Raw genomic sequence first — 20,461 nt, forward strand, 5'->3', positions numbered from 1 at the left:
TGCAAAAAAACTGACGCAAACGTTTTCCTTTTTGATTTAAGCCCTGTAGAATAGCGCCGTTTTCATATCCAACTAGATCGAGGACTTTCCCCGTGAGCGGCAACAACACTTCTCTTAGCTACAAAGATGCAGGCGTAGATATCGATGCAGGCAATGCGCTTGTTGAACGAATTAAAGGTGCAGTAAAGCGTACTCGTCGCCCTGAAGTAATGGGTGGCATTGGTGGCTTTGGTGCATTGTGTGAACTCCCAACAAAATACAAACAGCCTGTACTGGTTTCTGGTACAGACGGTGTGGGCACGAAACTGCGTCTTGCTTTGGATATGAAAAAGCACGACACCATCGGTATCGACTTGGTCGCGATGTGTGTGAACGATTTGATCGTTCAAGGTGCAGAACCATTGTTCTTCCTTGACTACTACGCCACAGGCAAACTGGACGTGGACACGGCAGCAGATGTAGTATCTGGCATCGCTGACGGCTGTGTGCAAGCCGGCTGTGCGCTGATTGGCGGCGAAACCGCTGAAATGCCCGGCATGTACGAAGGTGAAGACTACGACGTGGCCGGTTTCTGTGTCGGCGTGGTCGAAAAAGAAGACATCATCGACGGCAGCAAAGTGGCTGCGGGTGATGCACTGATCGCCGTCGGTTCAAGCGGTCCACACTCCAACGGTTACTCTCTGGTTCGTAAGATTCTAGAAGTATCGGGCGCAGATAAAAACGAAATGCTGGAAGGGAAAACCATCGGTGAACACCTTCTGCAACCAACAAAAATTTACATCCAATCAGGTTTAAAACTGATTGCTGAGCATGACATTCATGCGATTTCTCACATCACTGGCGGTGGCTTCTGGGAAAACATCCCTCGCGTTCTGCCACAAGGCACCAAAGCTGTGATCGACGGTAGCAGCTGGGAATGGCCGGTGATCTTCCAATGGTTGCAAGAGAAAGGCAACGTCAACACGCACGAAATGTACCGTACATTCAACTGTGGTGTTGGCCTTGTGATTGCGCTGCCAAAAGATCAAGCACAAGCAGCGGTTGCGCTTTTGAAACAAGAAGGCGAAAACGCATGGGTGATCGGTGAAATCGCAACAGCTCAGGACCATGAAGAACAAGTAGAGATCAAATAATCCATGAAGAGTATTGTTGTTTTAGTTTCAGGAAATGGTTCCAATTTACAAGCGATCATCGATGCTTGTGAAACAAGTATTCACGATGGCAAAGTAACGGCTGTTTTTTCAAACAAAGCAACTGCTTATGGCTTAGAACGAGCTAAAAAAGCAGGGGCGGCTGCCATCTTTATCGATCCAAAAGCGTTTGAGACTCGTGATGCTTTTGATTACGCGTTGATGCAACAGATCGATGAATATCAGCCGGACCTGATTGTCCTTGCCGGTTACATGCGTATTCTGAGCAACGAATTTGTACGCCATTACCTTGGCCGTATGATTAACCTGCACCCGTCATTGCTCCCGAAATATCCGGGCCTGAACACGTACCAACGTGCGATTCACGCCGGCGACGAAGAGCATGGCACCAGTGTTCACTTCGTGACCGAGCAACTCGATGGTGGCCCGGTCATTCTGCAAGCGCGCGTGCCTATTTTTGATGAAGACACGGTCGAAACACTGACCAAGCGTGTGCAATCGCAAGAGTACCGCATTTACCCGTTGGTCACGCAATGGTTCGTCGAAGGTCGCCTTGAGATGAAAGAAGGCAAAGCCTTCTTAGACGGGCAACCGCTCGGCATGCATGGTTACGCCGACGAGTAAGGTCACGAACCACTCGGTTGAAAACAGAAAAAGGGTTGATCGTGGATCAACCCTTTTTTATGTCCGTTTGATTGCTTAACGCGTCTATTCCAGCGGCGATTTCGGCGACTGATCGCCAGGGCGGCCAGCCACATACGCGACGTCGCTGAGCATCCCCACGTTACTGTCGATCAGCTCACCAAAATGAAACAGGTTATATTCTCCTGGTTTCATCTTCTGCCACACTTCGTTGCCCGTCAGCGGCTGAGTCGCAATCACCGACACCACATCATTGGGCGTGGTTTCTTCCTGAAAGTTAATCTCGACGTCTTCATCAAGCAAGGTGGCATGACCAAACGGCGCGCGACGTGTGATCCAATAGAGATGATTGGTGCAATAACTCATCACGTATTCACCGTCGGACAGCAGCATGTTGAACACGCCCTTCTCACGCAGTTGATCACACAATTGAGCCACGAATGCGAACACACCCGCCATGTCCTGTGGAATATCCGGATAGTGTTTTTCCAGTTCATCCAGCAGCCAACAGAATGCAGCTTCACTGTCTGTCTGGCCCACCGGGCGATGGCGCCCAGACGGCAAATCTTGGTAATCGGCGAGTTGCCCGTTGTGCGCGAACGTCCAGTAACGTCCCCATAATTCACGGGTAAATGGATGGGTATTTTCTAAATTGACGCCCCCACGATTCGCTTGACGAATGTGGCTGATCACCGCGCAACTTTTGATGGGGTAATTCTGCACCAGCTCCGCAATTTTCGATTGGCAGCTTGGGCTTGGATCTTTGAAGGTGCGAAAGCCTTTGCCTTCGTAAAAGGTAATGCCCCAGCCATCACGATGCGGGCCCGTGCGGCCACCGCGCTGCATCAAGCCAGTGAAACTGAAACAAATATCGGTGGGTACATTGGCGCTCATGCCGAGCAATTCACACATGGTTTAAACTACTCCTTCTTTAAACCACTTCGTTCACGGTAGCGGTCATTCGCGCCCCAGCCTGCATGCCGGGGCACTTTGATTATGCCATCTCTTTTTCAATCAACTGAATCACGATGTGGATAATCTTAATGTGGATTTCTTGAATGCGGTCGGCGTAGCCAAAATGAGGGACTCGAATTTCAACATCCGCCAGACCCGCCATTTTACCACCGTCTTTCCCTGTCAGGGCGATGGTTTTCATGCCTTTCGCTTTGGCCGCTTCAATCGCTTTCAGAATGTTGCCGGAGTTCCCCGAGGTCGACAAACCGAACAACACATCACCTTTTGCGCCCACGGCTTCCACATAACGAGAGAAGACGAAATCGTAGCCAAAATCGTTGCTCACACAAGACAGGTGGCTTGGGTCAGAAATGGCGATACCAGGGTAGCCCGGACGGTTTTCACGGTAACGGCCTGTTAACTCTTCGGCGAAATGCATCGCATCACAGTGAGAACCACCATTACCACAAGAGAGTACTTTACCGCCCTGCTTGAACGAGTCAGCAATCACTTTTGCTGCCGCTTCAATTTGCGCGATGTTGTGATCATCGCTCAGAAACTTGTTCAGAACGTCGGCAGCTTCGGTTAATTCACTTTTAATCAGATCCTGGTACATAGGTTTTTTCTCTTTATTAATCTGCTGGCAGACAAACTCACGTAGAAAACGAGAGTTTCGTTAACCTGAGTTTACCCAAACGATTTTCTCTGTCGATAGTCAGCGTCCAAGATTTGCAAGATTCGAACGCGGATCGAGGGGAAAAACTCTCGTTGAGAGCACAAATTAGAACTTTTGCTCTATTCAGATCACTTTTTAAACACAGCAAGGTTTTACATTTCATTAATACTTTGATTACACTCTAACTGGTAAGACCACCAAATATGTAAACCAAATTCCGGTCTGCACAAAGGATAAAAATATGGACATCTTGCTCTCAATCTTAGGGTTCGTGGTCGTGTTAAGCGGCTGCCTGTACCACAGAACCTCATTAATGACTGCCTTAGCCGCACTGACCGTGACCATGTTGGTCCTGTCGTTGTTTGGCCCAGTGGGTATCATCAGCTGGGCGCTGTACTTAGCCGCTATCGCGGTATTGGCAGTCCCGTCAATCCGTCAAAGTCTCATCAGCGGTAAGACACTAAAGGTATTCAAAAAAGTACTGCCTGCGATGTCGCAGACAGAAAAAGAAGCGCTTGATGCTGGCACCGTGTGGTGGGAAGCCGAACTGTTCAAAGGCAAACCGGACTGGCAACAGCTGAGCCATATCAAAGCACCCGCACTTTCTGCCGAAGAACAAGCGTTCCTAGATGGCCCAGTGAACGAAGTGTGCGCCATGGTGAACGACTATCAGGTGACTCACGAATTGGCGGATTTGCCTCCGGAAGTGTGGCAATACCTGAAAGACCACAAATTCTTCGCCATGATCATTAAGAAGCAGTACGGCGGCTTGGAATTTTCCGCGTACGCGCAATCGCTGGTGCTGCAAAAGCTGACGGGCGTATCGGGCGTGCTTTCTTCCACCGTCGGCGTGCCGAACTCTCTCGGCCCGGGCGAACTGCTGCAACATTACGGCACCGACGAGCAAAAAGATTACTACCTCCCTCGTTTGGCGGAAGGCAAAGAGATTCCATGTTTCGCGCTGACCAGCCCAGAAGCGGGCTCTGATGCGGGCTCGATTCCGGATTACGGCATCGTGTGCAAAGGCGAATGGGAAGGCAAAGAAGTGCTGGGCATGCGCCTGACATGGAACAAACGCTACATCACGCTGGCGCCAGTTGCGACGGTTCTTGGTTTGGCCTTTAAACTGCGCGACCCTGACGGGCTGCTGGGCGAACACAAAGAGATTGGCATCACGTGTGCTTTGATCCCGACACACCTCAAAGGGGTAGAAATCGGCAATCGTCACTTCCCATTGAACGTGCCGTTCCAAAACGGCCCGACGCGCGCGAACGATCTATTTGTCCCGCTGGACTTCATCATCGGCGGTCCATCGATGGCCGGCCAAGGCTGGCGCATGCTGGTGGAATGTTTATCAGTGGGTCGCGGTATTACTCTGCCATCGAACTCAACTGGCGGCATCAAAGCAGCGGCAATGGCAACGGGCGCTTATGCGCGCATTCGTCGTCAGTTCAAGCAACCCATTGGTCACATGGAAGGGATTGAAGAACCTTTGGCGCGCCTTGCAGGGAACGCTTACGTGATGGATGCAGCGAGCAACCTCACCGTCGCGGGGATTGATGCCGGCGAAAAACCATCGGTTATTTCTGCGATTGTGAAGTATCACTGTACCCACCGAGGCCAACGCTCGATCATCGATGCAATGGACATCGTCGGCGGCAAAGGCATCTGTTTGGGTCCATCGAACTTCCTTGCGCGAGGTTACCAAGGTTCCCCTATCGCGATCACCGTGGAAGGCGCCAACATTCTGACCCGCTCCATGATCATCTTTGGTCAGGGTGCTATTCGCTGCCATCCGTACGTCTTGAAAGAGATGGAAGCTGCGTATTCAGACAGCGCCAATGCGGTCGAACAATTTGACGCCGCGCTGGCTGGCCATGTCAGCTTTACCATGAGTAACTTGGTGCGCAGTATCTGGTTTGGCCTGACCGACGGGTTCGGTTCTGCTGCGCCAACCAAAGACGCCACCAAACGTTACTATCAGCAACTCAACCGTTACAGTGCAAACCTTGCCCTGCTGGCCGATATTTCCATGGCCGTACTGGGTGGTTCCCTGAAACGTAAAGAGCGCCTATCCGCGCGTTTGGGTGATATTTTAAGCCAGCTTTATCTCAGCTCAGCAACGCTGAAGCGCTTTGAGAATGATGGTCGCCCAGCAGAAGATTTGGCCTTGGTGCACTGGGGGCTGCAAGACAGCTTGAAACAGACCGAAGTGGCGATTGATGAGTTCTTGGCGAACTTCCCGAACAAGGTGATCGGCAAAGCCCTGCGTGTCTTGATCATGCCCTTTGGCCGCGTGCGCAAAGCACCAAACGACAAGCTCGACAGCAAAGTGGCGCAGATCATTCAAACGCCAAGTGCGACCCGCTCACGCATCGGTCGTCATCAGTACCTCGAACCGACTGCACATAACGCGGTCGGCAAGATTGAACTGGCGTTGAATGTGATTCTGCAAGCAGAACCGGTGTTCGACAAGGTATGCAAAGCGCTGAACGAACGTCGCCCATTCACGCAATTGGATCAAGTGGCACAACGTGGCCTTGAGCAAAAGCTGATCACCGAGCAAGAAGCCGAACTGCTGATCGAAGCCGAGCAGCACCGCTTATACACCATCAATGTGGATGACTTTGCGCCGCAGGAGTTAGCAGCAAAAAAGTCACAACCCAAGCTGGTCGAGGTCGCGTGACCACGCGCAAGAAGACGAGCCAGTCAGCAAGTAAATAAGCACCGCTGAGCAACAAAAAAAGGAGGCTGAATGCCTCCTTTTCTTTTTATCTCTAAATACTCAAGCCATTATTTCTTCGGCATGTTGAGCTGCATCTCTGGCGTGGCTTCTTTGCTGGCCCGCAGTTTACGGCTCACCAGCCATCCCCCCAACACCAGAACAATCACCACCACATTGCCCACGGCGATATACATGATGTTGCGTTGACGCGCCTCTTCGCGCATCTGAATGATCAGTTTTTCCTGCGCAATCTTACGTTGCTTGGCCGCTTCTTCTTCCTGCATTCGGCGCGTGGTTTCGAGGTCAATGTCCCCAACCACGCTGTAGGTGTGCTCTTTAATAGGGAAATAGAGCGGACGCTGGGTGGCCAAGTCGGTCGCATACAGCTTGCCATGCCAAGCATAATTGCCAAAGTTGCCTGAATACGGAATGGTCAACGAGACTTTGAGCGCGTCTTTATCCGATTGCCCCTGTGTGACGATCACCGCTTTATCCGGATTACTGTGTTCAACGTGCGCCGCCATTGAGCCGGGTTGAATCATGCCTTGCTCGCCACTGAACACGATCAAGTGCGGCTGATCATTTTCGCGGGATTGAATAAAGGTGGTGGAGATAGGGCTTGGGTACACCAACACTTCTTGCTCTTGCGCGCGCAAAAAGACCCCGTTTCCGGAGGTAATGCGCACACGATATTTCCCCGGCTCGGGTGAAATGGGAAGCGCCACGGTAAACACACCATCGCCCGGTTTTTCATCCAGTCCCTGCCCGTCATCGGCAAATTCACCAATCACGGTGGGCACGGGGCGTGCCTCTTTGACCAATTGGTCTTCATTTTCGATGTACTTAGTGAACGTCACCTTCAGGTTGACGCGATCGAGAAAGTCACGCAGCAGCAGCGGCTTGCCGTCAGACGTCAAACGAGCGGTGTATTTGAGTTGTTCACCTTGATAAAGGCGGTTTGGCAGCGCATCGGCGGCCAGTTGCAAATGCGAAATCAGTTTGATGTTGTTCTTGGGCGACACTTTTCCCACGGCTTGCCACGGACCCGGCATCGGGTTATCGATGGAAATGATGTCCATCGACGGCTCTTCATACCAACGCACGTTGTCTGGGCTGCGCCATGCGTAATACTTTTTGCCATCCGGGCGTACCAGCACCACCGGTTGAGAGTTGTTCTCCCGGTAGACGACGAACGTAATCTGAGTGATGGTCGGGTCGACGCGGAACCGATTGTCCAACAAGGACATACTTGACTCATTGCTGGCAAATACGCTCGCGCTGAGCAGCAATGCCCATAAAGCCAATCCCATCCTCAACATAGCTTCTCCTACTGACGCCAAAGGCAAGTGCCACTTTTTTCTACGATATCCAGGCGATCCTGGTGTGCTTGTATTTCATCGGCCGTTGCGCGCAAAACCTTTAGCGCTTTTCGTCCTTCGGCGACGCGTTTTATTGCCCCCGCTCCCATTCCGTTCTCTTGCGAACTCCCTGAAAATTGCAGTGACGTCTGGCCACCGGTCATCAACAGATACACATCCGCCAGAATTTCCGCATCGAGCAATGCCCCGTGGAGCGTACGATGCGAGTTATCAATGCCGTAGCGATCACACAAAACGTCGAGGTTGTTCCGTTTGCCCGGGAAGATTTTCTTCGCCATGGCCAACGTATCGGTCACCTTACACAGTTCATCGGTTTTCGCCGTCGGAATGCTCAGCTTGCTGAATTCATAATCCATGAAGCCGACGTCGAAGGGCGCGTTATGCGCGACCAATTCAGCGCCGCGAATGAAGTCCAAAAACTCCTCATGCACATCTTTATATTCCGGTTTATCGACCAGAAATTCATCCGTAATCCCGTGTACTTCAATCGCTTCGTCTTGAATGGCACGGTCTGGCTTGAGGTAGACGTGAAAATGACGCCCGGTCAGCTTCCGGTTGATGATTTCGACGGCACCGATCTCAATGATACGGTGGCCTTCGTAGTGTGGGCCGCCTTCGAGGTTCATACCGGTGGTTTCGGTATCGAGAACCACAATGCGACTGTATTCAGAATTGTTGCTAGTATTCATGAGGATATGTGTGTCAGACTATGCCAATTGTGTGCGAAACCCAATAGTATCAAATAATCATGAAGAAACAGGTGGAAATTTTCACTGATGGTTCCTGTTTAGGCAACCCGGGGCCGGGAGGCTATGGCGTCGTCATGCGCTATAAACAAGTCGAGAAAACCCTCGCCAAAGGCTATCGCCTGACCACAAACAACCGCATGGAAATGATGGCGGCCGTCGTGGCCTTAAAAACGCTCAAAGAGCCGTGTCATGTGAGTTTAACCACCGACAGCCAATACGTGCGCCAAGGCATCACGCAGTGGATCCACAATTGGAAAAAACGCGGCTGGAAAACAGCGGACAAAAAACCGGTAAAAAATGCCGATTTATGGCAAGCCTTAGACGCCGAAACCGCCCGTCATCAGGTGGAATGGCATTGGGTCAAAGGCCATGCTGGCCATCGTGAAAACGAAATGTGTGACGAACTGGCACGCAGCGCGGCAGAAAATCCAACCGAAGACGACGTCGGCTACCAACCAGAGAAGTGAGTTCACTCACTTCTTTTTTTATTGCGAATCCGATTTAACTCGGTAGTTGACCCCAACAGGTGACAAACGTCGTTTCAGACGCCAATGGGGTTTAATCGGCTTGAGCGGATAAGTGCGTTTGCGGGCGACGATAAAATACAGACTGCCAAACGGCGCGCCGCAATCCCCGAAACTGTTTTCCAGCCACGTCCACAGCGGGCGATATTTTTGCATCGGAAACAGCGCGTATTGGTCGCATTCAATCACTTGATAATTCAACACACTCAGCCAGTCTTTGATGCGGTTTGGGGTGAACATTCGCCCACTCCATGGCAAATTGTGCTTGCGCCACGGCATCAAACTCGCGAGCCCGGTTAAACTCAGCGGATTAAATCCGGTCAAAATAATGTAACCATCGTCGATGAGCACGCGGTCGACTTCCCGTAAGATGCTGTGCGGATCGTTACAATAGTCCAACTGATGCGCGACAATCACCGCATCAATGCTTTTTTCCAGAAACGGCAAATCGTACGCATCGGCAATCACGTTGTGCAAAGGGTTCTGGATATCGAGTTGAACTTGGTGTTGAATATTACAATTACAACTCACGAGCTCGCAGCTCAGGCCACCCAGTTTTAGCATGTGGTAACCGAAGAGTTTCGGGCACCATTCATCGAGCCGAGTTTGAATCGACTCACTCACCCATTGGCCGTTCTTCAATTGAGACCAAGAATGGGGTTTCTCAAGATTTTTTTCGCTGCGCGCTGGTTTCATTGCTAACTCGCTTCACCACGGTGACTGGAGATAACTCATGTTACATATCAAAAGCATACCCGCATTTAATGATAATTACATCTGGCTGATACAAAATAGCGATCGCCGTTGTGCCGTGGTCGATCCGGGCGATGCTGCGCCGGTCTTAGCGTACTTGTCTCAGTACGATTTAACCTTAGAAGCGATTCTGATCACCCACCATCATCACGACCACATCGGGGGAGTGCCGGAGTTGGTGCGTCAGTACCCAAACGTGGATGTGGTGGGCCCATCGCAAGAGCCCATTCCCACTCTGACCCACCCAGTGGACGCAGGTGATCAAATCGAGCTGTTTGACGAGCGCTTTATGGTGTTGGGGCTACCCGGTCACACACTCGGCCACATCGGTTACGTTGGCGATGGCAAGCTCTTTTGTGGGGATGTGCTGTTTTCGGCTGGTTGCGGCCGCGTGTTTGAAGGCACCATGGAACAGATGTTCACCTCTCTCAGCAAATTGGTCGCGCTGCCCGAAGAAACCGAGGTGTACTGCGCCCATGAATACACCGCCAGCAACGTGGCGTTTGCGATGGCAGTGGAGCCAGATAATGAACAATTACAGATCTATCGTGATGAAGTCATTCGCCTGCGTGGGCAAGGCTATTCCACCTTGCCCAGCACCGTGCGCCGCGAAAAATGGATTAACCCATTTTTGAGAACACAAGAACCAAGTGTGATGAAGTCGGTAGCCAACCGCACGCCACAAACCGATGCACTCTCAATATTTACCGCATTACGTGAGTGGAAGAACGAATTTTGACGTTTTCTTGCTTGTCAGGCCATTCATCCCGAAAGTATTATCAGCAGCCAAGAATTAAAAAGGCTGTCTTACATGCGAGTACAATTCAGCTGGGTAATTGCACTACTATTAGCCGGATGCCAACTTACCCAGCCCTTGAGTCAAAATACATCAGAGACCAACGAGGAAAACACGCCAGCATCTCAGGTCACACCACCCACCAAACCTAAAAAAACACCGGTGGTTGTCGCGCCTAAAGTGCTGACGCCTCAGGAGCAGGACGACGTGTGGCAGCGCATTGCCATGCAACTCCAGCTCCCCATTCCGGACGACAAAACCGTCGACTACTACCGGACATGGTATATCAAACACCCCGGCCATTTAGAGATCGTCGCCAAGCGCGCCGAGCCCTTTCTGTACCTCATCACTGAGAAAATCGAACAACGCAATTTGCCGCTTGAACTCGCGCTGTTGCCAATCGTTGAAAGCTCTTTCGATGCCTTTGCATACTCCCACGGCAGCGCTGCCGGGTTATGGCAGTTTGTGCCGGGCACCGGCAAAATGTACGGGCTTGAGCAAAACTTCTGGTATGACGGTCGCCGCGATGTCGATGCCGCTACCGATGCTGCGCTCGATTATCTTACTTACTTAAGCAATCGTTTTAACGGCGATTGGTACAACGCCATTGCGGCCTATAACAGTGGCGGCGGACGTGTCTCCAGCGCCATTCGTAAAAACACCAATTTGGGTAAACCGACCGACTTCTTCTCACTCGATTTACCCAAAGAGACCAGTGGCTACGTGCCGAAATTACTCGCATTGGCAGACATCATTGCCAATCAAGAACGATACGGCGTCTCGCTGCGCGCGATTGCCAACAAACCCGTGTTGAAATTGGTAGATCCAGAAGAGCAGCTTGATTTAGCGATTGCCGCCAATTATGCCGGCATCAGCGTCAAAGAGCTGCAAAGCTATAACCCGGCCTACAACCAATGGGCGACAGCACCGGATGAACCATTCCAACTGTTGCTGCCAATCGATACGGTGGCACGCTTCCAACAAAACGTCGAAGAAAATCGCGGCAAAGGCATGAAATTGGTGCGCTACAAAGTGAAAAGTGGCGACACACTCAGCGTGATCGCGACCAAACACAGCACCACCACCAAAGTGATTCAAACGGCGAACAATTTGTCCGGCACCTCAATCCGTGTCGGCCAGTATTTGATGATCCCCACCTCGGTCAAAGATGAGAAAGCGTACGCGCTCAGCGCGAGCAATCGCCTGGCTAAAACGCAATCGCTGGCAAGAGGCAAATACAAATTAACCCACACCGTACGCTCAGGCGACAGCCTGTGGACCATTGCTCGTGCCAATAACGTCTCTCACCAAGCGTTGGCGAAATGGAACGGCATGGGCCCGCGCGATACATTGCGCGTGGGGCAAAAGCTGGTGATTTGGAAAGACAGTACCGATGGCGCCATCATTCGAACCGTGTTCTATCAAGTTCGTAATGGCGACACGCTGAGTGACATTGCGGCGCGTTTTAGTGTCAAAACACACGACATCGTCAAGTGGAACGATTTGGCCAACCAGAAGTACCTGAAACCAGGTCAAAAATTGAAACTGTACGTGGACGTCACGAAGGTGAGTGTATGAAACCCTCTGCAAACCCACTCATCATGTTAGTGGACATTTTCCGTTCCCCCAGCGACTGCTTTGCTGCGCTCTACCAGCGCGGCATGTGGGGATGGCAAACCTACATTGTCTTGATGATCACACCGTTCCTGTTCTGGGGAGCCTACTTTGACAATGTCAATTTTGAGTGGCTCAAACAGGGACTGGCCGCGCAACTGGCAAGCACGAACCCCGCGCAGTTGGACTTGCTTGAAGCCAACACATTGATGGCAAGTGAGATCATCAGCGACATCGTTAGCCGCACCTTGACCATTTTTGTCTTGGCCTTGTGGTTTCGTTTGGCAACCAAACCTGTGCAGCCGGCAATGGGATTCTGGAAATGGTTTGCCGCCAGCACGGTGGTGATCTTTCCGGCCGTGCTCGGCGATCTGGCCAGCTACGCCAGCTTGATCCTCAAACATGGCCATGTGATGAGCTACGCGGCGGATCTCAACAGCCTCAACGGCTTATTGAAACTGCCATTGACCAGCGATTGGTCACAATTTGCCAGCGCATTCCCGATTTTGCTGCCATGGTACATTGTGCTGGGTTATGCGGCCGTCGGTACTTGGACTCCGTTAGAGCGCGGCCAAGCGTTGGTGATTGCCACCCTGCCATGGATTGCGTTCTACCTTATCTGGGCGCTGTATATCCTGATAAGCTGAATTCAAGTAACAATGGGTTATGATCAGAAGCGTCCGATTCGGGCGCTTTTGCTTTTTTCAGCGTCAGTTGTTTATAAAACACATGATCGAGTGGTAACCCATTGATAAAACGAGCTCGGTTATCCGGACTGAACATCGCTTCCTGCATCCCGAGGGCGCTCAGTGCATCGCGCAACACTTGGGTCCGCTTTTCACTCCAACTGTTAAAGTCACCGGCCACGAGGATCGGCCCTTTATGCTGGCGCAGCTCTTGAATCAGCGCCGTGAGTTGTTTGCGATACTCCTGCGTACCATATGAAAAGTTCACCGCGTGCAGATTCACCACCGCCAGCACTTGACCATTGCTCAGCGGATACAAGGCGTAGATGCCGGATTTAGGCAGGCGCAACCATGGCTCCATTTCCGTGTAGCCACACGCCAGTTGCGGCATGTGACGCGATAAATTCAACACGCCCGCCGACTCACCCAGCACCTGAAATGCGTTGACTCGCGTGCCCCCCCAATGGTGTTCGGAGATCCAGCGCTGCAAGGCAGGGGTCATGCTCGCTTCTTGCAGCAAGACCAATTGCGCATCGTGACTAAAGCGATTGAGCTCCGCCTGCCAAGTGTCGCGGTTTTGCTTGTAGATATTCCACACCACCAGCTTCAGCGTCCCGTTGTCATCCAATGCCTCAGCATCGGGATCGTGGTAACACACCAAGGGCTGGCCACGCTCATTTTTTCCGATCGTGAACAATTGGGGTTCAGCGGGAACGGTAAACACCAGCGAAAAACCAATCAGCGCCAAAATCACCCCAATCGGCAGCACTAACCACAGAAGACGTTTTTTCATCAGCAATCCAACTCACACAACATGGCACGACCTTACCCTTGCACTATCGAGCCATTCACTATCGAGGCATGCGCTATAAAACCATGCCCTATCGAGCCACAGCACCGACAAACCATAGCACTCGTCAAAGTGAGCGCTCAAGTGAAAACGGCCACAACAGGCTTTACACCCGCAAAAAAAATAAGGAGCCGAAGCTCCTTATTTTTATGACATCTTTGGCTTAAATCGCATCTTCATCTTCTTCGCCCGTGCGAATACGAATGACACGTTCAACATTGGTGATGAAAATCTTACCGTCACCAATCTTACCGGTTTGCGCGGTTTCGATAATGGTGTCGACGCATTGATCAGCCACATCTTCAGTCACGACGATTTCCAGTTTCACTTTAGGCAGGAAGTCGACCATGTATTCCGCGCCGCGATACAGCTCCGTATGGCCTTTCTGGCGACCGAATCCTTTCACTTCGGATACCGTCATCCCGGTAATTCCCACTTCCGCCAACGCTTCACGGACATCATCGAGTTTAAATGGCTTGATAATGGCTTCGATTTTTTTCATGTTCATCCCTTAAACTTCGTTTCGTTGCTGGCATTATCTGCTAGCCGTTGTAAACAATCAATAAAAAGCCCAAGCAAGGCTTGGGCTGTCTCACAAACTCAAGGAGGCGATCACTTCAGGCTTGCAAAGTACGCCGCAAGGTTGGCAATGTCATCATCGCTCAGCATCGATGCCTGCGCTTGCATCACGACCGCTAAACCTCCGGTACGCTCTTTGTTTTTGTAGGCCTTAATGGAAGTCACGATGTACTGCTCATTCTGGCCTTTGAGGTTTGGATACCCCGGGATCACCGCGATCCCATCTGCGCCATGACAAGCGGCACAGACCGCTGCTTTGGCTTTCCCTGCCGCCGCATCACCAGCCACTGCATTGCCAGCCAACAGCGATAAACCCAACATCATTCCCATTGCGACTTTATTCATTGCTCACCCTTATTTGTCCATAGTGATTATACGTATTTATGAATGCAATTTTGGCACGAAAAAACATCACTTGTCCCAGATGAGTTCACAATCTTGCCCGCTGAAGTCACGATCCACGAACAAATTTGCTACAGCCACCACGTTCTGGTGATGCATCACAATCGGCATACGGCGTCTTAGCCAGCTAGGCACTTGATATTCCTGAAAGAGTTTCTTTAATTTGCGCGTTCCCCCTCGGCCTACGGGACAAGCCGACAAACCTTCAGGATTAAACGTGACCCACAAATGTTCAGAATCTGAAGGACAACGCAGTGTCCCTTGCTTGCTTTTAGCAAGAGTCAACTGACCGAGGTGATCCGGCAAAGCCAACGCACAGCCAAGCACCAAGGGCTGCTGCCAAGCCGACACATCTTGCACCAATGGCACGCAATACAAACACTGCTGAAAGCGGCGAATCTCGCACTCCCCCAGCTTGAGTTTCGGGTTGGCATCCGCCTCTGCCAATGCCACTTCGCGCCACAACACGTCTAACTGTATGCGGCTGGGCATCGCAAGTCCTTGCGCAGCCAACCAATAACGCAACAATTGGCGACGTAGTGCATCGCTGTGCGACGTCAACATGGCGACCGACAAGCTGCCATCCCCTTGGGTCGCCGCGTGCAGCGCATCGCGCAGCAGTTCTGCCAGCAATTCGTCTTGCTCGGCACAGAGCTGTGCGCTGCGCTGAACCGCCTGACGAATGCTTGGCCAGCGCTCACTCAATATCGGTGTCACGCGATGACGCAAAAAATTCCGCTCATAGCGCTCATCCTGATTGCTTTCATCTTCGACCCATTGCAGATGATGCTGCATCGCAAAATACTCGATCTGCGCACGGGAGACACTCAGCAATGGACGCAATAATTGACCACAAGAAAACGGGGCTTGCTGCGCCATAGAGGCCAACCCTTTCGGCCCGCTGCCACGTTTCAACGCTAACAAAAACGTTTCCAGTTGATCATCGGCATGCTGACCCAGCAAAAGCGTGCTGCCACGATGCATGTGTGTCGCCAACGCAGCATAACGCGCCTCACGCGCCAACTTTTCAATGCTTTCGCCACTGGCAGTCGCCAAGCTGACTCGTTCAATGGCAAGTGGCACATGAGCGGCTTGGCACCAGTGCTGGCAGCGCTGTGCCCACTCATCGGCATTCACACTCAACCCATGGTGAACATGCACCGCTTGCACGCTGATGTCACGCTCTTGACGATAACGCGCGATCAACGCAAGTAACACACGCGAATCGACGCCGCCACTGAAGGCGAGCACAAAATGGCGTGAGGGCTGTGCATCAAGTAATTGACGAGTATGGGCGTACAAATCCATGGCAATGTCGATTGAGTAAAGAGAACCGCTTGAGTATACCGTAAAGCGCTGACGCAGGCAGCGGGCTGAATGGGGTCTCATACGGAAAAACAAAAAGGCCGGACAATGTCCGACCTTTTTTCATCCAATTGCAAGCGGAGGTTAGCAGTAACCGTAGCTCATCAAGCGTTGGTAACGGCGTTCAAGCAGCGATTCATGATCTAGTTGTTCCAGATCCGCCAACTGACGCAGTAGCGTTGCTTTCATGTTCTCTGCCATCTGCACGTGATCGCGGTGCGCACCACCCAGTGGCTCTTCAATCACTTCGTCGATCAGTTCCAGCTCTTTCAGGCGCGGCGCAATCAGGCCCATCGCTTCTGCAGCTTGTGGTGCTTTATCCGCATCACGCCACAGAATCGACGCACACCCTTCAGGTGAAATCACCGAGTAAGTCGAGTATTGCAGCATGTTGACATAGTCACCCACACCAATTGCCAGTGCGCCACCAGAGCCGCCTTCACCGACCACGTTACAGATCACTGGCACGGTCAGGCCAGCCATCACTTTCAGGTTTTTCGCGATCGCTTCTGATTGACCACGCTCTTCTGCGCCAACACCTGGGTAGGCACCCGCCGTGTCGATGAAGGTAATGATTGGCATGTTGAAACGCTCAGCCATTTCCATCAGACGCAGGGCTTTACGGTAACCTTCTGGCTTTGGCATCCCAAAGTTACGTTTTACTTTTTCACGGGTTTCACGGCCTTTCTGATGACCAATCACCATCACAGGACGACCATCTAAGCGAGCCATGCCGCCCACGATCGCTTTGTCGTCAGCAAATGCACGGTCACCGGCCAGTTCATCGAACTCCGTAAACATGTTGTTGATGTAATCTAAGGTGTAAGGACGTTGTGGATGGCGAGCCATCTGTGCCACTTGCCATGCCCCTAAATCACCGAAAATTTTCTTTTTAAGCTCTAGGCTTTTCTTTTCTAGCTGTTCGATCTCTTTTTCAAGATCTACGGAAGTTCCACCGCCATGACGAGACACGTCACGAAGCGCCTGAATTTTAGCTTCCAGTTCTACAATAGGTTTTTCAAATTCTAGAAAATTTAGGCTCATCTACCGATCCTTTTTTACTCAGCTCACCATCGCGCAGCTGAATTTTAGTTAAATTCAAGTTCTACCTGGTCATTGCCAAGTAGCTGTTTTAATTCGTCTAACAATGTATCGCTTGGAGTCACACGCCATTCAGTGCCTAACGTCAGGCGCGCGCGCGCATCGGGGCGCTGGTAGTATACATTGACAGGGACAGTCCCTGCTCGGTGAGGCTCTAAGATCTGACTAAAGCGCTCAAAAAACTGTTCATCAACCTGTGACTGTTCAATCGAGATCGATAAACCACGGGCATATTTTTCACGCGCGCTGCCCAAGTCCATGACTTCGCGCGCCGACATTTTAAGGCCACCATTGAAGTCATCAAAGCTGACCTGTCCGGAAATCACCAGAATTTTATCTTTTTCTAACAATTCTGCATACCGATCCAGCGCATCAGAAAACAGCATCACTTCCATTCGGCCGCTGCGGTCATCCAGCGTCATCAACCCGATGCGGTTCCCCCGCTTGGTGGTCATCACGCGGGCGGCAATCACCAACCCAGCCACAGTCAGCGATTGATCGCGACGCGTCGGCATGGCTTCATTCAATCGACAACTGGTGTACTTATTGAGTTCCTTGAGATAGGCGTTAATCGGGTGCCCGGTCAAGTAAAGGCCGAGCGTTTCGCGCTCCCCTTCCAACCAGACCTTCTCCGGCCACTCAGGAACCTGAATGTATTTTCGTTCAACTTCTTCCGGCGCATCAGTCAACACGCCAAACATGTCTGCTTGACCAAACGCTTCCGCCTGATGGTGCTGACTGGCAGCTTTCACCGCATCATCAAGTGACGCCATCATCGCTGCACGGTGCGGCCCCAAGCGATCCAGTGCGCCAGCTAAAATCAGCTTTTCAATCACACGTTTGTTGACTTTCTTAATGTCAATGCGCGCGCAGAAATCAAACAGGTCTTTGAAGTAGCCGCCTTTGTTGCGCGCTTCAAGAATCACTTCAATCGGGCCTTCACCCACCCCTTTGATCGCACCGATCCCGTACACAATGGCGCCCGTGTCATCGACGTTAAATCGGTACAGTCCCGAGTTAATATCCGGCGGCAACACAGTTAGCCCCATGCGCATGCATTCATCGACAAGGCCCACCACTTTCTCGGTGTTGTCCATATCCGCCGTCATCACCGCCGCCATGAATTCCGCCGGGAAGTGCGTTTTCAGCCACAGGGTTTGGTACGATACTAAAGCATAGGCTGCTGAGTGCGATTTGTTAAAGCCATATCCAGCAAATTTCTCTACCAGATCGAAGATTTTCATCGCCAGTTCGCCGTCAACACCGTTGTTTTCGGCGCCAGACTGGAAGACGGCACGCTGCTTGGCCATCTCTTCTGGTTTTTTCTTACCCATCGCACGACGCAGCATGTCCGCTCCGCCGAGCGTATAGCCCGCCAGCACCTGAGCGATCTGCATAACCTGTTCCTGATAGAGAATGATGCCGTAGGTCGGCTCCAAAATCTCTTTCAGTGACTCGTGCTGCCACTTTTCATCCGGGTAAGAAATCGCTTCTCGGCCGTGTTTACGGTCGATAAAGTTGTCCACCATGCCCGATTGCAGCGGGCCCGGACGGAACAGGGCCACCAAGGCGATGATGTCTTCAAAACAGTCGGGTTGCAGACGTTTGATCAACTCTTTCATGCCGCGCGATTCAAGCTGGAACACCGCGGTGGTTTCCGAGTTTTGCAGCATGCGGAATGAGGCCGGATCCACTAAAGGAATCGATTCAATTCGCACGGGCGGTTCACCGGCTTTTTCGCGGCGCGGGTTAATCAAACCCAATGCCCAGTCGATGATGGTCAGCGTTCGCAGCCCCAAGAAGTCAAACTTCACCAGACCCGCGTATTCCACGTCGTTCTTATCGAACTGCGTCACCGGATGGTGGCCTTCGGAGTCACAGTAGATGGGCGCAAAATCGGTGATGGCCGTTGGCGAGATCACCACCCCACCCGCGTGCTTACCGGCGTTTCGCGTACACCCTTCCAGAATGCGACACATGTCGATCAGTTCTTTCACTTCTTCGTCTGCGTCGTACAGTTCTTGTAGCGCTGGTTCCGCTTTGAACGCTTTTTCCAGCGTCATACCCGGATCGGGGGGAATCATTTTCGAGATACGGTCGACGAAACCAAACGGATGCCCCAACACACGACCCACGTCACGAATAACGGCTTTGGCCGCCATGGTACCGAACGTGATGATCTGCGATACCGCGTCGCGACCATACATCTCCGCCACGTGATCAATCACCTGATCGCGTTTATCCATACAGAAGTCGACGTCGAAATCGGGCATCGATACCCGTTCCGGGTTCAGGAAACGTTCGAATAGCAGATCGTATTCCAGCGGATCAAGGTCGGTGATTTTCAGTGCGTACGCAACCAAGGAACCCGCACCTGACCCCCGGCCAGGCCCTACAGGAATGTCGTTATCTTTGGACCACTGAATGAACTCCATGACGATCAGGAAGTAGCCCGGAAAGCCCATCTGGTTGATCACTTTGAGCTCAATTTCCAGACGCTCATCGTAAGCCGGGCGACGCTCAGCGCGCACCGCCGGATCGGGGAACAAAAATTCTAGGCGCTCTTCTAAGCCTTCGTGAGATTTCTTGACCAGAAACTCGGTTTCTTCCATCCCTTCAGTTGGGAACGCGGGCAGGAAGTATTCACCCAAACGCACAGTCACGTTACACCGCTTCGCGATCTCGACGCTGTTTTCGAGTGCTTCCGGAATGTCGGCAAACAGCTCGCACATTTCCTCTTCGCTACGAAGGTACTGCTGCGCGCTGTAGTTTTTCGGACGACGCGGATCTTCCAGCGTGTAACCGTCGTGAATGGCGACACGAATTTCGTGCGCATCGAATTGGTCGGGGTCAATAAAGACCACATCGTTGGTCGCGACCACCGGCAAATCGGCTTGTTCAGCCAGCTCTAAAGCAAAGTGCAGGTAATTCTCTTCGTCGGCGCGGCCGGTACGAACCAATTCAAGGTAAAAGTTGTCTGTGAAATGGGTTTGGTAGAACGCCACGCATTTTTCCACCAGCGCTTGGTTGCCTTTGAGCAACGCACGGCCAATGTCGCCGCCTTTGGCGCCGGACAGGAGAATCAAACCTTCGGCGTATTTAATCAACCACTCTTTGTCGATCACAGGTTGGTTCTGCACGTGCCCACGCAGGTAGGCATCTGAAATCAGCAACGTGAGATTTTTGTACCCAACATTGTCTTTCGCCAACACGGTGAGCCGAGTCAACTCATCGCCAAACTCTTCCGAACGCACAAGAAAGTCAGCGCCAACAATCGGCTTAACGCCGCAGCCGTGTGCCGTGCCGTAGAACTTTACCAAGCCACAGAGGTTGGTAAAATCTGTCAGCGCCATTGCTGGCATGCCCATCGCGGCCACTTTCTTCACCAGTGGCGGCACTTTTGACAAGCCGTCAACCATGGAAAAATCACTGTGAATGCGTAAGTGGATAAACTTCGGGTCTGACATTCAATTCTGTCCTGGAGTATCTGAGATTGGAGACTGGCGGTTATTCTA

General features: G+C 51.8%; 18 protein-coding genes. 7 read left to right on the forward strand and 11 right to left on the reverse strand.

Annotated elements, in window-relative coordinates; translation table 11 throughout:
- Window positions 1-92: 92 nt before the first annotated feature.
- The gene (gene purM, locus ACS18Q_RS11235; RefSeq protein WP_004724837.1) at window positions 93-1,133 is read left to right on the forward strand and encodes a phosphoribosylformylglycinamidine cyclo-ligase; all 1,041 of its coding nucleotides are present in this window, start codon (window positions 93-95) and stop codon (window positions 1,131-1,133) included.
- 3 nt (window positions 1,134-1,136) lie between these two features.
- Window positions 1,137-1,775, forward strand: coding sequence for a phosphoribosylglycinamide formyltransferase (gene purN, locus ACS18Q_RS11240; RefSeq protein WP_014204574.1), 639 nt, complete (start codon window positions 1,137-1,139; stop codon window positions 1,773-1,775).
- 84 nt (window positions 1,776-1,859) lie between these two features.
- On the opposite strand, the gene ACS18Q_RS11245 is transcribed toward purN, so the two are convergent.
- Both ACS18Q_RS11245 and lpcA read right to left on the reverse strand, forming a co-directional pair.
- Entirely contained in the window at window positions 1,860-2,705 is an 846-nt protein-coding gene (locus ACS18Q_RS11245) for a class II glutamine amidotransferase (RefSeq protein ID WP_014204573.1), read from the reverse strand.
- A gap of 82 nt (window positions 2,706-2,787) precedes the next feature.
- Window positions 2,788-3,363 carry a D-sedoheptulose 7-phosphate isomerase gene (gene lpcA, locus ACS18Q_RS11250; protein ID WP_004724840.1) on the reverse strand — a complete coding sequence of 192 codons (576 nt, stop codon included), beginning with the start codon at window positions 3,361-3,363 and terminating at the stop codon, window positions 2,788-2,790.
- Window positions 3,364-3,664: 301 nt separating this feature from the next.
- Here lpcA and fadE point away from each other — a divergent pair, with 301 nt between their 5' ends.
- On the forward strand, window positions 3,665-6,109 hold the full coding sequence (gene fadE / locus ACS18Q_RS11255) for an acyl-CoA dehydrogenase FadE (RefSeq protein ID WP_441257085.1): 2,445 nt from the start codon (window positions 3,665-3,667) through the stop codon (window positions 6,107-6,109).
- Between the two features lie 107 nt (window positions 6,110-6,216).
- On the opposite strand, the gene ACS18Q_RS11260 is transcribed toward fadE, so the two are convergent.
- Complete coding sequence (locus tag ACS18Q_RS11260; protein ID WP_441257086.1) at window positions 6,217-7,467, reverse strand: TIGR03503 family protein; 1,251 nt, start codon at window positions 7,465-7,467, stop codon at window positions 6,217-6,219.
- An 8-nt stretch (window positions 7,468-7,475) separates the two neighbouring features.
- Window positions 7,476-8,216 (reverse strand): DNA polymerase III subunit epsilon, encoded by a 741-nt coding sequence (dnaQ, locus tag ACS18Q_RS11265; protein ID WP_004724846.1) that lies wholly within the window; start codon window positions 8,214-8,216, stop codon window positions 7,476-7,478.
- 59 nt (window positions 8,217-8,275) lie between these two features.
- Between dnaQ and rnhA the strand changes: the two genes are divergently transcribed.
- Window positions 8,276-8,743 carry a ribonuclease HI gene (gene rnhA / locus ACS18Q_RS11270; protein ID WP_004724848.1) on the forward strand — a complete coding sequence of 156 codons (468 nt, stop codon included), beginning with the start codon at window positions 8,276-8,278 and terminating at the stop codon, window positions 8,741-8,743.
- An 18-nt stretch (window positions 8,744-8,761) separates the two neighbouring features.
- Here rnhA and ACS18Q_RS11275 read toward each other — a convergent pair whose 3' ends face one another.
- The gene (locus tag ACS18Q_RS11275) at window positions 8,762-9,496 is read right to left on the reverse strand and encodes a class I SAM-dependent methyltransferase (protein WP_004724854.1); all 735 of its coding nucleotides are present in this window, start codon (window positions 9,494-9,496) and stop codon (window positions 8,762-8,764) included.
- A 37-nt stretch (window positions 9,497-9,533) separates the two neighbouring features.
- Between ACS18Q_RS11275 and gloB the strand changes: the two genes are divergently transcribed.
- The 3 genes from gloB (at window position 9,534) to ACS18Q_RS11290 (ending at window position 12,610) form a co-directional block, all read left to right on the forward strand.
- The gene (gloB, locus tag ACS18Q_RS11280; RefSeq protein WP_441257087.1) at window positions 9,534-10,292 is read left to right on the forward strand and encodes a hydroxyacylglutathione hydrolase; all 759 of its coding nucleotides are present in this window, start codon (window positions 9,534-9,536) and stop codon (window positions 10,290-10,292) included.
- A 72-nt stretch (window positions 10,293-10,364) separates the two neighbouring features.
- On the forward strand, window positions 10,365-11,927 hold the full coding sequence (locus ACS18Q_RS11285) for a LysM peptidoglycan-binding domain-containing protein (protein WP_441257088.1): 1,563 nt from the start codon (window positions 10,365-10,367) through the stop codon (window positions 11,925-11,927).
- On the forward strand, window positions 11,924-12,610 hold the full coding sequence (locus ACS18Q_RS11290; RefSeq protein WP_041942492.1) for a YIP1 family protein: 687 nt from the start codon (window positions 11,924-11,926) through the stop codon (window positions 12,608-12,610). The genes ACS18Q_RS11285 and ACS18Q_RS11290 overlap by 4 nt, the downstream gene beginning before the upstream one ends.
- Here the strand turns inward: ACS18Q_RS11290 and ACS18Q_RS11295 are convergent.
- The 6 genes from ACS18Q_RS11295 to dnaE form a co-directional block, all read right to left on the reverse strand.
- A complete protein-coding gene (locus ACS18Q_RS11295; RefSeq protein ID WP_441257089.1) occupies window positions 12,579-13,442 on the reverse strand; it encodes an endonuclease/exonuclease/phosphatase family protein in 864 nt (287 codons plus the stop codon). The two genes, ACS18Q_RS11290 and ACS18Q_RS11295, sit on opposite strands and share 32 nt — an antisense overlap.
- 220 nt (window positions 13,443-13,662) lie before the next feature.
- Complete coding sequence (glnB, locus tag ACS18Q_RS11300) at window positions 13,663-14,001, reverse strand: nitrogen regulatory protein P-II (protein ID WP_038150877.1); 339 nt, start codon at window positions 13,999-14,001, stop codon at window positions 13,663-13,665.
- A gap of 110 nt (window positions 14,002-14,111) precedes the next feature.
- The gene (locus tag ACS18Q_RS11305; RefSeq protein ID WP_014204566.1) at window positions 14,112-14,423 is read right to left on the reverse strand and encodes a c-type cytochrome; all 312 of its coding nucleotides are present in this window, start codon (window positions 14,421-14,423) and stop codon (window positions 14,112-14,114) included.
- 66 nt (window positions 14,424-14,489) lie between these two features.
- Entirely contained in the window at window positions 14,490-15,788 is a 1,299-nt protein-coding gene (tilS, locus tag ACS18Q_RS11310; RefSeq protein ID WP_441257647.1) for a tRNA lysidine(34) synthetase TilS, read from the reverse strand.
- Between the two features lie 141 nt (window positions 15,789-15,929).
- Window positions 15,930-16,889 (reverse strand): acetyl-CoA carboxylase carboxyl transferase subunit alpha, encoded by a 960-nt coding sequence (accA, locus tag ACS18Q_RS11315; protein WP_004724871.1) that lies wholly within the window; start codon window positions 16,887-16,889, stop codon window positions 15,930-15,932.
- Window positions 16,890-16,933: 44 nt separating this feature from the next.
- Window positions 16,934-20,413 carry a DNA polymerase III subunit alpha gene (dnaE, locus tag ACS18Q_RS11320; protein WP_392439952.1) on the reverse strand — a complete coding sequence of 1,160 codons (3,480 nt, stop codon included), beginning with the start codon at window positions 20,411-20,413 and terminating at the stop codon, window positions 16,934-16,936.
- Window positions 20,414-20,461 lie beyond the last annotated feature (48 nt).

Origin of the sequence: Vibrio sp. Vf1514, from assembly GCF_052076135.1 — a bacterium.
Taxonomy (GTDB): domain Bacteria; phylum Pseudomonadota; class Gammaproteobacteria; order Enterobacterales; family Vibrionaceae; genus Vibrio; species Vibrio furnissii.